Here is a 12969-nt window from a genome sequence, read left to right as displayed (position 1 = left end):
TAAAGGTTCGCACAAATAAGCGTTTTGTGGCCCGGTGGCGGCCGCGGCGTCGATTATTGCGCCGCGTGCCTCGTCAAGCCGCTCGACGGATCGATTCCACACTGTGATCTGACACGGGCGCCGGTGCCGCGCTTTTGCGTGAGAAATGTTTAAGAATCTCCGCACATGACGACTAATCGCAGCCGTCCCCTGGACCCGTCCTTGCAGCGCGGCATCTCGCGCCACGCGTTTCTACGCAGCGCCGTCGGAATGTTGGCCACCGGCGCCGTTTTCGGCACCTCGCGCGCGGCCGCCGACCCCCCGGCCGGTTGGGGCGGCCTGGCGTCCTCCATCGGCGGCAGCGTCGTGCTGCCCGCCAACAGTGCCCAATTCTCAACCAGCAAAAAGGTTTTCAACTCGTTTTACGACAGTTCCTCTCCCGCTGCGGTGGTGACGGTTTCGTCACAGGCGGATGTGCAGAAGGCGATCGCGTTCGCGACGGCCAACAACCTCAAGATCGCGCCCCGCGGCGGCGGCCATTCCTACGTCGGTGCGTCCGCCGCGAACGGCACGATGGTGCTCGACCTGCGCCGACTTCCCGGTGGCGCCAACTTCGACGGCAACAACCTCACCGTGACCCCCGCGACCACCCTGTACGCCATCCACCAGGCGTTGACCGGTGCCGGGCGCGCGATCCCCAGCGGCACCTGCCCCACCGTCGGCGTCGCGGGGCTCGCTCTCGGTGGCGGCATCGGGCCCGACACCCGGCACGCGGGCCTGACCTGTGACGCGCTGCAGTCCGCCACGGTGGTGTTGCCCAGCGGGGACGTGGTAACGGCTTCCGCCAACGACAACCCGGATCTGTTCTGGGCGCTCCGGGGCGGCGGCGGCGGCAATTTCGGCGCGACGACGTCGATGACGTTCTCCACCTTCGCCACCTCGGACAGCGATGTCGTGCGGCTCGACTTCCCGCCCGCGTCGGCCACGCAGGTGCTGGTCGGGTGGCAGTCCTGGCTCAACGGCGCGGACCGAAACACCTGGGGCATCGTGGATCTCATGATCGGCTCCGCCCCGAACTGCCACGTGCTGGCGACCTGTCCCGCGGGAGCGGGCTCGGGCGTGGCCGACGCGATCAAGTCCGCGGTGGGGGTGGCGCCGACCGCCGTGTCGAACAAGACGATGAACCGCACGGATCTGGTGATGTTCCTGGCCGGCGGCAGTTCCAACCCTCCGGCGCGCTCGTTCGTGGCCGGGTCGGACGTCATCGGCCCGGTGGATTCCGCTGCGGCGCACGCGATTGCCACCGCGATCGGGCAGTGGCCCGCCGGCGCCGGACAGGCGTCGGTCCTCGTCGACCCCCTCGGTGGTGCCGTCGCCGACGTGGCCCCGGGCGACACCGCGTTCCCGTGGCGCAATCAGTCGGCGGTTCTGCAGTGGTACGTCGAACCCACGGGCAGCCAGGTCGCCGCCGCGAACACCTGGCTGACCTCCGCACACCAAGCGGTGCAACAGATCTCGGTCGGGGGATACGTCAATTACCTGGAGGCCAACGCCGCCCCGGCGCGTTACTTCGGCTCGAACCTGTCCCGGCTGACGACCGTGCGGCAGAGGTACGACCCGAACCGGATCATGTTCTCCGGGCTGAACTTCTAACGGTTCAGCGCCCCAGCAGACGATTTCTCTGCTCGATGTATTCCTCGTCGGAGATCAACCCCTCGTCGCGCAGCCTGGCGAACTCGCGGATCTCGGCGGCGATCCCCGTCACCACGGTGCGCGGCTCGTCCTCCGCGGGCCCTTCTTCCGCCTTTTCCGCGCCAGTGGACTGGCGGCCGACCGGTTCCGCGGCGAACGGCACGCGGACACGGTTACCCGCGAACGCCTCGCGGATGGCGCGTCCGGCCGTGCCGGCCAGGGCGATCTCGCCGAACGTGCTCTCGAGGCTCGGCGCCGCGACGGCCGCAGCGGCGGGCGCGGCCGGGAGCGCCAACGCGATCGGGCGTACCGCCGGGGTCGCCGCCGCCCAGGTGGGTGGAACGGAAAGGCGGCCGATTGAGTCGGACTCGCCGAGACCGGCGGACACCGTGCGCGACAACACATTCGGCGTGGCCACCGCGTCTGGCGGCGTCACTGACCTGACTATCGACAGGGGCGCGCCGTTCGCATCCCAGTCGCTGACGATGTCGTCCGTGTGCAGACCGGTTTCCGCGCCGACGAGGTCGATGGGCATCGACACCGCTCCCAGTGGGGCCAGCGGGGCGTCGACACCGTAGGCGATCGCGTCGGCGCCGACGTTGATCAGGTCCAACGGTGTGTTCACCCCCAGCGCGGACGCCGCGCCGCCCGCCGCCCCGGTCGTCGAGGCCGCCGACCCGGCGGGCAGCTCGGCGGCCTGGCTCAGCGCGCTTGCCTGCGTAGCCGATCCGACGGGGTCGGTGTTCTGCTGGGGCGGGGTGAATGGCGTCAGCTGGGTGGCCGCCGCCGCTGACCCCGCGTAGCCGTACATTGCCACCGCATCTTGCGCCCACATCTCGCCGTATTGGGCTTCGGTGGCGGCGATCGCGGGGGTGTTCTGCCCCAACAGATTCGTGGCGACCAGCGCCGCGAGCAGGCTGCGGTTGGCCGCGACCTCCGGCGGCGGCACCGTCGCCGCGAACGCGGCCTCGTAGGCGGCGGCGGCCGAAGTGGCTTGCGCAGCGGTCTGCTCCGCCTGCGCGGCGGTGCCGCTCAACCACGCCACGTAGGAGTTGGCGGCGGCGGCCATCATCACCGATGACGGCCCCAGCCACGGTCCGGCGGTAAGACCCGAAACCACCGATTCATACGAGCTGGCCGTCGAATGCAATTCCGCCGCAACCGCTTCCCATGCCGCGGCGGCGGCAAGCATCGGCCCCGACCCCGGACCGGCATACATCAGGCCCGAGTTGACTTCGGGCGGTAGCGTCGCAAAATCCATTACGGGTGCCTATTCAGCCGACCGGAGGATGCCTGCACCGATGCCGATCGTGCGAATTGTGGACGACAAAGCCTTTCCCCCTGCATGATTTGCTGTTGATGCGCGGCGGCCCTGCGCCGCGCGGTCGCGACCCGGGCTTGCGGCCCGCGGGTCGACCAACGTTGTGCTGTGGTCAATGGCTGGCTATACCGCGCGCTCCTCTGATCGGTTCCAGGCGGCGAACGTTGTCTTCATTCGAAACCGCTGCTGGTTCGTCGCAACCGCAATCACGATCAGCCTGTTGGTCATCCGTGATCGGCTGGGGCGCGGGCTGCCCCTTGCGGAGGGTAGCGATGAGCTCCCGGTACGGACCGACCAGGTAGACGGTGTCACCGGCGCTTAGCCGGGAATCGCGGCGCGGGTGCAGCCGAACCGGGGCGTCGTCGCGGGTGACCGCGATCACCCGCGTTTGCGTAGACACCTCGAACATCTGCAGACCGTCGAGTTCGCTACCGGCCTGCACATACATCCCGCCGATCAGAAAGGACCGGTTCCCCACCGAGAACGTCCCGAGCACCTGCAGGCCCATTGCCGCGCCGATGAACCAGGGCGCGGCCAGTTCGACTGTGGAACGGACGTTTTCGAATCCGAACCGCTGCGCGACCGCCGAGCCCAGGTCGTGGTCGTACACCCTCAACACGAGCGGAACCTTGCTCCACCGGTTGCCGACGGGTGCCGGTTCGGAACCCAACATCTCGCGGACCACGATTCCCGTCTCGATGTTGACCATGTCGTCTCGGGTCAGCACCGCCACCGCCCGAGCGGTGTCCACCCGGGCGGCTTCCATCGTCTGGCGCAATGTCGCGTCCCCGAAGATAACCGGCACGTCGAGGTCGGCCGTCGTCGACAGGAAGGGGTTGTTCGGGTCGCGCTCGATCACCGCCACGTCGTAGCCCGCGTCGGTCAGGTCGGTCACGACCCGGACCCCCAGCGCGCTCAACCCCACCACGATGATGTGGTTGCGCAGGTGTCGCGCCCGCGGGCGGGCGGACAACGTGAGGAATCGGCGCGACAGCAGCACATCGGCGATGAAGGCGACCAGCAATGCGGTGGTGGTGACGCCGGCCAACATCAGCACTGCGGCGTACAGGCGCAGCCAGGTCGGCTGTTTGGCGAAGCTGAAGTCGCCGTATCCGGTCGTGGTGATCGTCTCGTTGGTGAAGTAGAAAGCGTCGGTCCAGGACATGCCTGGGTGGGTGTAGGAAAAGTGCAGCAGGGTCGTCGAGCTGATGATCAAGAGGACGAGGGCGGCTATCAGCGGGTAGAAAGCGGGATTGACCTCGTTGGGCAGGGCCCGCACCGCGTAGAGGACACGGCGCAGCCGGGATTGGCGCGACCGCATCTTCGGGTTACGTGGCACCTTGACGCCGCAGGCGGCCGCCTCCTCGGTGGTGCCGATCATTGCCGTCCAGTCGCCGGCGTTGACCCGCAAATCGCGCCCGGGGCACACCACGACCTCACCGGGGTGGTCGGCGTCCTCGTTGTGCACCATCGCTACCGGGGCGAGGTCGCCATAGATCTCGCGCAGCGACGCGTCGAACGGCGCCTCGGCGCCGAAGACCACGAATTCGATACCTGCCACTTCGAAGGGATGTGTGGTGCGTGCCAGGCACGCCTCGACGACCGCGGCCCCCGCCAGATCCGCGACGCCCAGGATGGAGCTGGGCCCCTCGTCGGCAGCGACCGCCTCGCGCAACACGTCGTTGGCCACCCGCGCCACCACACGGATGTCCGGGTTGGCCTTCCGCGCCAGCAGCGCAATCTCCAGGTTCGTCGCGTCGTCGTCTCCCGCGCACACGACGGCGGACGCCGTGGTGACGCCCGCCCTGGCGAGCTGGGTCTTGACCCGGGCGCCCGCGAGTTCCGAATCGAGAAGCCTGGCGACGCGCGCGCCCGCCCGCTTCAGCTCATCGACGATCGTCGACGCGAGCGCGTCATCACCGCTGACGATGATGCACTGGCTCATGAGGTCCTATCCCTCCGCGAAACAATTACTACCCTCCGGTGAACGTCGACCTGGATTGGTTTTCTCCATGCGTCCGGTGGTGCAGAGACGCGAAACCCATGTGGCACAAGCACTTATTTCGCTTAGGCGGGTGTCACGCGCTACTCCAAGGAAATGGAGATCTAATTCGATGCTAACAGACAGATTTGGAGTGCGGTGAGACTGAACGCATCCACCGCGCAAGAGCAGAGGCCCGGAGCGTACAAATACGCCCTCCGATTGCGCTGGAGCGCAACAGAACTCAATTAATACAACCACGACTTGTGTGAATTGCTATATTAGTGGTGGCGGTCAGCCGTGTTAGAAGATTTGCTGTACAACACCTTTGACGTTCCTGTGGTGATGCTGGTCATCGGCTCCTCGGCGCGGCGGGCTGGGTGTCGGCTACCAAGTGCCATACATCACAACGGGTTTCGCGTCGGACTTTTCGAGCCGTCCCGGGTGCCAGAGAAAGGCATCTGCATTACCGATTGGCGCTTGTTTGTTACATCCAGGTCACCCCGCTGGGAGTGTCCTGGCAATTATTCTGCCAATCTCCTGTGTTTGTTCTTCTAGGTCGCGGACGGTAGGGCGACAAAAACAATTGTGGCAGATACTCTTTCGGCGGGTTCCCGGATCGAAGGGGGCAAATGTCATGCTTGGGGGAAGGAATATCGCCTGTGGCAACACCTTTGGCTGAGCGACGGACCGTTGATCACAAGGCATGGTCGTCGTCGTTCTCCGACGTCTGCAAACGAGGCTTGCTCGGTAAACCCCTGATCAACTCGCAGCTCGAGCACGAGAAGTTGTCCAACCCGGTCGCGCTCGGCGTGCTCTCACCCGACGCGATCTCATCGACCGCCTACGGCTCCGAGCAGATCATGATCGAGCTGCTGCCGGCGGCGGGGATGGCCGCGTTCGCCCTGTTGCTTCCCATCACCGGGGTCATTCTCTTGATCCTGGTGCTGGTCGCCGCGTCCTACCGCCAGGTGGTGATGGTCTATACGCGGTCCGGTGGGTCCTACGTCGTTGCGCGAGAGAACTTCGGTCCCCGGGTGGCGCAGGTCGCCGCGGCCGCCCTGCTGATTGACTACGTCGTCACCGTCGCGGTGCAATGCGCGGCGGGCACGGTGGCGGTGGCCTCGGCGCTACCGGTCCTTGGCCCCTACAGCCTCGAGATCACGGTCGGCATGGTGCTGTTGATGTGCTTTGCCAACCTGCGCGGGTTGCGGGAAGCCGGCGCGCGTTTCGCGTTGCCCACCTACGCCTTTGTGGCCATGGTCTCGCTGACCATCGTGGTCGGCGTCATTCGTGAACTGATCGGCAACCTGCCGGTCTACGATCCCCAGCACATCGCCGGAGCGGTGCCCGTCCACCAGGGCAGCGGCCTGGTGATGGGCGCGACGCTGTTGATCGTGTTGCGTGCGTTTGCCAACGGCGGCTCGTCACTGACCGGGGTGGAAGCCATCTCGAATACGGTCACCACCTTCCGCAAGCCGGAGGGCATCAACGCCCGCCGGGTGATGACGATCATGGCCTGCATTCTCGCGTTCCTGCTGGCGGGAGTGGCCTGGCTGACACATGTGACCCACGCCGTCCCGTACTCCGACGGATACCCGTCGATGCTGTCCGAGATCGCCCGGGCGGTCTTCGGCCACGGAGCAGTCGGCAACGTCTTGTACATCCTGGTGCAGGCGTCGACCGCGGCCATCCTCTACACCGGTGGTAACACCAGCTTCAACGGCTTCCCCGCGCTGGCCAATTTCGTTGCGGGAGACCGCTTTTTGCCCCGCCCGTTGATGAAGCGCGGCCATCGACTGGTCTTCTCCAACGGCATCATCGCCCTGACCGCGCTGTCGGTCGCGCTGCTGCTCATCACCGGCGGCTCGGTTGACGCATTGGTGCCGTTCTACGCGATCGGTGTGTTCACCGGCTTCTCGATGGCCGGCTACGGCATGACCAAACACTATCTGTCCGAGCGCGGCCCGGGCTGGCGGCGCAAGGCGGCGGTCAACCTGTCGGCCGGGATCCTGTCGACGATCGTGGTGGGCATCTTCGCGGTGGCCAAGTTCACCGAGGGCGCGTGGCTCATCGTCGTCGTATTCCCGCTACTGGTGTTGGGGTTGATGCGACTCAACCGGCAGTACCGCGTGGAGGCGTCCGTGCTGGAGATGTCGCGCACGGAAAAGCCGGTCCTCTCCCGATACACGCGGCACCGGGTATTCGTCTTCGTGGATTCCGTCGACCTCGCGGAGGTCGAGGCCATGCGATACGCGAACGGACTTCACGCCGACGAGCTCACCGTCGTGCACTTCGTGGTCGACTCGGATCACGCAGCGCGGTTGTCGCGGCGCTGGGAGGTTTTCGAACACGACACCCCGCTGCGCCTGATCGACTGTCCGGATCGGCACCTGAGTCGGGCCGCCCATGAATTGGTCCTGCGGGTGCTCAACGAGCATCCGGATACCAAGGCGACCGTGCTGCTGCCGCGCCGGACCTACTCGCCGCTCGTGGGCCGCCTGTTGCACGATCGCACCGCGGACAAGATCGCCCGGGCGGTCAGCCGGATCCCGGGCGCGGCCGCGCAGATCGTGCCTTATGACATCGAGTCCCGCATCGCCGAGGTCACCCGCGCGGGATGAGGCAATCCGGTCTCGAGAAAGGGATGTTGTGACGCAACCGAGTGGCGAGATACCGCTCTCCTTCACCGACAAGTGCAAACGGCTTTTCCTCGGGGAGCCGTTGACCACCGACCAGCTGGACGGCGAGAGACTGCCGAATCACATTGCCCTCGGCGCGCTTTCGCCGGACGCGATCTCATCGACGGCGTACGGCACCGAGCAGATCATGGTCGAGCTGCTTCCGGCGGCCGGCATGGCGGCGTACGCGTTGGTGCTCCCGATCACCGGTGTCATCTTGGTGATTCTCGCGCTGGTGTGCGCGTCGTACCGGGAGGTCGTGATGGCCTACACGCGGGCCGGCGGTTCCTACACGGTCGCGAGGGAGAACTTCGGTCCGCGGGTGGCGCAGGTTGCTGCGGCGGCGCTGCTGATCGACTACGTGGTGACCGTGGCGGTGCAGCCCGCGGCGGCGACAGTGGCGGTGGTGTCGGCGATTCCACCGCTGCGGCCCTATCACTTGGAGATCACGTTGGCGGCGGTCGTGCTGATCTGCCTGGCCAACCTGCGCGGGCTGCGGCGGTCGGGCCGCACGTTCGCATTGACGACCTACGCCTTCGTCGGGATGATCACCGTGACGATCCTGACCGGGTTTGTGCGTGAAATGTTCTGGGGGTTACCGCGATACGATCCGCAGCACATCGCCGGCGCGGTGCCGGTGCATCAGGGCGGCGGCTTGGTGATGGGTGCGACGGTCCTGATTCTGTTGCGTGCGTTCGCCAACGGCGGCACCTCGTTGACCGGCGTCGAGGCGGTGTCCAACACCGTCAACGTCTTCCAAAAGCCGCAGGGCCCCAACGCGCGTCGCGTGCTGACGTGGATGGCCTGCATCCTCGGGTTCTTGCTCATTGGTGTGGGCTGGCTGACCCACGTCACGCACGCCGTGGCCTATCTCGACGAATACCCGTCGATGCTTTCGGAGATAGCCCGGGCGGTCTTCGGCCACGGCGTGATCGGCAACGTCCTGTACTTCCTGGTTCAGGCGTCGACCGCGGCGATCCTGTTCACGGGTTGCAACACCAGCTTCAACGGCTTCCCCGCGCTGGCCAGCTTCGTCGCCGAGGACCGTTTCCTGCCCCGCCCACTGACGAAACGCGGCCATCGCCTGGTGTTCTCCAACGGCATCTTCGTGCTGACCGCGCTGGCCATGGTCCTGCTCGTCATCACCGAGGCGAAGGTGAGTGCGCTGGTGCCCTTCTTCGCGATCGGCGTCTTCACCGCGTTCGCGATGGCCGGCTATGGCATGGCCAAGCATCATCTGACCCGGCGCGAGCCGGGCTGGCGTGCCAAGCTGGCGGTCAACCTGTCGGCGGGGGTCATGTCGACAATCGTGGTGGGGATCTTCGTGGTGGCCAAGTTCACCGAGGGCGCCTGGCTGATCGTCGTGATCTTCCCGCTCCTGGTGCTGGCCTTGACGAGGCTTAACCGGAAATATCGCGACGAGGCCTCCGTGCTGGAGATGTCTCGCGCCGAGGACCTCGACCTGGCGCGGCATCCGCGACTTCAGGTATTGGTCTTCGTGGACACGATCGATCTGGCCGAGATCGAGGCGGTGCGCATCGGATATGGCCTACATGCCGACGAGCTGACCGCCGTGCATTTCGTCATCGACGTCGATCACGCGGTGCGGCTTCGCGAGCGGTGGGATCGCTTCGAGCACGACACCCCGCTGTGGTTGATCAACTGTCCCGATCGCCATTTGAGCCGGGCCGCACACGAATTGGTGCTGCGGGTGCTCAAGGACCACCCGGACACCAGGGTGACGGTGCTGTTGCCGCGCCGCACGTACTCGCCCCTGTTGGGCCGGCTGCTGCACGACCGCACCGCGGACAAGATGGCCCGCACCGTCAGCCGGGTCCGCGGCGCGACCGCCATCATCGTCCCGTACGACATCGAGTCGCGGATCGGACGGCTCGCGCCCAACGGTTTTGACGCCGACGAGGCGGTAGTGGTGACCCCGATATCGAGTCTCGTGGGCGACTGACCCCGGGGCGACCGGCGCCGAGGCGACGCTGGCCGCAAGAATTCGAACTAAGTTGCGCGAGTGTGCATCCATGGCGATTTTTGGGGCCGTTTTTGTCGGTGGGGGTGGCTAGTTTGGCGGTATGAGTCCAGATGGTCATCCCGACGCCGAGGCGGTGTTCGATGACCTGGATGCAGTTTTGGCCCGCGCCCGCGCGCTGCCGGTGGACGCGATGACGGTGCGGCAGCAGCTGGCGATGCTGGAACGCTGCGAGCAGGCGCGCCGCCAACTGCCCGCACTCGAACACCCGGTGATCAACTCCCTGGCCCATCAGGCCACCCCCGAAGAGTTGGGCGGCACCTTGGCGCATGCGATCGCCGAGGCGACGTTGGTCAGCCGCGCGGAGGCTTCACACCGCGTCAAGGAAGCGGTGGATCTCGGCCCGCGGCGCGGGCTGACCGGCGAACCGCTGGAGCCGATTTTGCCGGCCACCGCGGCCGCCCAGCGGGCGGGGAAGCTCGGTGCCGGGCAGGTGGCGGTGATCCGCCGGTTCTTCCGTCAGCTGCCCGGCTGGGTCGATGCCGCCACCCGCGCCGCGGTCGAGGCCGACCTGGCCACGCACGGAACGCAGTACCGCCCCGAACAATTGGCCGCGCTCGCCGATCACGTCGCCGATTGCCTCAACCCCGACGGCACCTACCGCGACGAGGACCGGGCGCGGCGCCGCGGCCTGGTGTTGGGCAAGCAAGCCGCGGATGGCATGTCCGAGCTGCGCGCCCTGCTCACCCCCGAGGCCCGCGCCACCCTCGAGGCGGTGCTGGCCAAACTCGCCGCGCCCGGCATGTGCAACCCACTCGAGGACACCCCGTGTGTGGACGGGGCCCCGAGCCAGGAGGCCATCGACCGCGACGCCCGCTCGGCGGCCCAACGCAACCACGACGCACTGCTGGCGGCCAACCGCGCGCTACTGGCCTCGGGAGAACTCGGCCGCCACAACGGGTTACCGGCCTCCATCATCATCACCACCACCCTGGCCGACCTGCAGGCCGCCGCCGGTCACGGCCGCACCGGTGGTGGCACCCGGTTACCGATCAGCGACGTGATCCGCCTGGCCCGCCACGCCCACCATTATCTGGCCGTCTTCGATCACGCCAAACCCGTGGCCCTCTATCACAGCAAGCGGCTGGCCTCCCCGGGGCAACGCATCGTGTTGTACGCGAAAGACCGCGGGTGTTCGGCGCCGGGCTGCACCGTGCCCGGCTACCTCTCCGAGGTCCACCACGTCACCGACTACGCCCAATGCGGCCGCACCAACATCGACAACCTCACCTTCGCCTGCGGACCCCATCACCGCCTGCTCAAACCCGGCGGCTGGACCACCCGCACAAACACCAAAGGCGACACCGTCTGGATCCCACCCCCACACCTGGACCGCGGCCAACCCCGCACCAACACCTTCCACCACCCCGAAAAACTTCTCCACGACGACGACGATGACGACGCGGCATAGTCACTCGGTCAGCGTCGCGCGGATGCACTCGGTGACGTAGGGGAGCGCCAGCCCCGTCGAATTCGCCAGCGCCGGATGGGTGGCCAGCAACTCACGCACCTGGTCCAGCGTCCTGGTGCGTACCTCGGTCGGCGAGGTGATGCAGTAGCTGCGCGACGCGACCAAGTCGATCAGCGCTTGCGGCGTAAGGTAATTCGTCCACTCGACCTGGTGGCGCTCCGGCTCGGTGAACGACTCGGACAGCGTGACGTCGAAGCGGCCGCGGTCGCCGTCGGAACCGATGATCTCGCCCAGCTCCCGCACCCAGCCCAGCCGCTCGTCGCGGGTATTCCACACCAGGCCCAGCCGCCCGCCGGGCCGCAGTACGCGGGCCACCTCGGGGATGGCGCGCTCGGGATCCACCCAGTGCCACGCCTGCGCGACCAGTACGACGTCAACGCTGTTGTCCGGCAAGGGAATCCCTTCCGCGGTGCCCAGGAGCGCGCGGGTCTCCGGCAGCGAGGTGCGCAACACCTCCAGCATGTCGGGAATCGGGTCGACGGCCACGACGTCCAGCCCGCGTTCCACCAGCCGGGTGGTCAGCTTGCCGGTGCCCGCCCCGAGGTCGAGCACCTGGCGCGCGCCGCGCGGCAGCAGCCAGTCGATGGCCTCCGGCGGGTAGGACGGGCGTCCCCGCTCATAGGCCGCCGCCGCGGAACCGAACGACAGGGAGCGGTCGTGGCGAGAACGGGTCACCGCCGTCACGTGCCTTCGTTGGCGGCGAGATCGAGCGTCTTGCGAATCAGTTCCCCGACCGCCTCGGATTCCACCAGGAAGCCGTCGTGCCCGCAGATCGACTCGACAACTTCCAGGCCGCCGCAGCCCGGCAGCAGCTCGGCGAGCTCCTCCTGCAACCGCAGCGGGTAGAGCCGGTCGGAGGTGATGCCGCCAACCACGGCGGGCACCGGGCAACCGGTCAGGGCCTTGCGCACCCCGCCGCGACCGCGGCCGACGTCGTGGCTGTTCAGCGCCTCGGTCAGGGTCACATAGCTGCCCGCGTCAAAGCGGGCCAGCAGCTTGTCGCCCTGGTGTTCGAGGTAGCTCTGCACGGCGTAGCGGCTGTCCTCGCCACCCTGCTTGTCGTTGCCGAACCGGGTGTCGAGCTCCGTTTCCCCGCGGTAGGTCAGGTGGGCGAAGCGGCGGGCGATGGTCAGGCCGGTGTTCGGGGTGCGGCCGGTGTCGTGGTAGTCGCCGCCCTGCCAGTTCGGGTCGGCCTTGATGGCCGCGATCTGTGTGGTCTGGGTGCCGATCTGGTCCGCGGTCGCCCGCGCGCCGACGGCCAGCAGCAGACCGGCCCGCACCCGGCTCGGGTGACCGACCATCCACTCCAATGCCCGTGCGCCGCCCATGGACCCACCAACAACGGCGGCGACCTCGTTGATTCCCAGCGCGGCCAGTGCGGCGATGTCGGCCTCCACCTGGTCGCGCACCGAGACCATCGGAAACCTTGAGCCCCAGGGCTTTCCGTCGCGGGCCAGCGAGCTGGGCCCGGTGGAGCCGCGGCAACCGCCCAGCACGTTGGTGGCCACGGCGCACCAGCGGTCGGTGTCGATCGGCGCGCCCGGCCCGGCCACCCCTTCCCACCAGCCGCCAGTGGGATGACCCGGTCCGGCGGGCCCGGTGATGTGCGAGTCACCGGTCAGCGCGTGCAGCACCACCACCACGTTGTCACGACTCGGCGACAGCTCACCCCAGCGCTGGACGGCGATGCACACGTCGTCGATCACCGCGCCACTCTCGGTGGTCAGCGAGCCGATGTGCACCAGGCCGATCTCGCCTTCGGCGGGCAGCGCCTGGGTCGGAACGTCGGAGATCGTCATGCCC

At 67.4% G+C, this 12969-nt stretch carries 8 protein-coding genes; 4 read left to right on the top strand and 4 right to left on the bottom strand.

The window, feature by feature from the left end; genetic code table 11:
* Nucleotides 1-201 precede the first annotated feature (201 nt).
* Nucleotides 202-1632 carry an FAD-binding oxidoreductase gene (locus A5704_RS01400; RefSeq protein ID WP_067887037.1) on the top strand — a complete coding sequence of 477 codons (1431 nt, stop codon included), beginning with the start codon at nt 202-204 and terminating at the stop codon, nt 1630-1632.
* Nucleotides 1633-1636: 4 nt separating this feature from the next.
* On the opposite strand, the gene A5704_RS01395 is transcribed toward A5704_RS01400, so the two are convergent.
* Both A5704_RS01395 and A5704_RS01390 read right to left on the bottom strand, forming a co-directional pair.
* Nucleotides 1637-2932 (bottom strand): PPE domain-containing protein, encoded by a 1296-nt coding sequence (locus tag A5704_RS01395; protein ID WP_067887035.1) that lies wholly within the window; start codon nt 2930-2932, stop codon nt 1637-1639.
* A gap of 172 nt (nt 2933-3104) precedes the next feature.
* Nucleotides 3105-4937, bottom strand: coding sequence for an NAD-binding protein (locus A5704_RS01390; protein WP_082954741.1), 1833 nt, complete (start codon nt 4935-4937; stop codon nt 3105-3107).
* A gap of 710 nt (nt 4938-5647) precedes the next feature.
* On the opposite strand from A5704_RS01390, the gene A5704_RS01385 reads away from it, so the two are divergent.
* The 3 genes from A5704_RS01385 to A5704_RS01375 all read left to right on the top strand — a co-directional run bounded on the left by A5704_RS01385 (nt 5648) and on the right by A5704_RS01375 (nt 11106).
* Nucleotides 5648-7597: an APC family permease gene (locus tag A5704_RS01385; protein ID WP_369827079.1), complete on the top strand. Its 1950-nt coding sequence runs from the start codon at nt 5648-5650 to the stop codon at nt 7595-7597.
* A 28-nt stretch (nt 7598-7625) separates the two neighbouring features.
* Nucleotides 7626-9617 (top strand): APC family permease, encoded by a 1992-nt coding sequence (locus tag A5704_RS01380; RefSeq protein WP_082954740.1) that lies wholly within the window; start codon nt 7626-7628, stop codon nt 9615-9617.
* Nucleotides 9618-9738: 121 nt separating this feature from the next.
* Entirely contained in the window at nt 9739-11106 is a 1368-nt protein-coding gene (locus tag A5704_RS01375) for an HNH endonuclease signature motif containing protein (protein ID WP_067887031.1), read from the top strand.
* Here A5704_RS01375 and A5704_RS01370 read toward each other — a convergent pair whose 3' ends face one another.
* The gene (locus tag A5704_RS01370) at nt 11107-11841 is read right to left on the bottom strand and encodes a class I SAM-dependent methyltransferase (protein WP_067751971.1); all 735 of its coding nucleotides are present in this window, start codon (nt 11839-11841) and stop codon (nt 11107-11109) included.
* 5 nt (nt 11842-11846) lie between these two features.
* Nucleotides 11847-12965: a homoserine O-acetyltransferase gene (locus A5704_RS01365; protein WP_067751956.1), complete on the bottom strand. Its 1119-nt coding sequence runs from the start codon at nt 12963-12965 to the stop codon at nt 11847-11849.
* Between the last annotated feature and the right edge of the window lie 4 nt (nt 12966-12969).

It is taken from the genome of Mycobacterium sp. E735, assembly GCF_001666955.1.
Lineage (GTDB): Bacteria > Actinomycetota > Actinomycetes > Mycobacteriales > Mycobacteriaceae > Mycobacterium.
The sequence above is the reverse complement of the archived record's forward strand: the minus strand, read 5'-3'. Positions and strand labels throughout refer to the sequence as shown.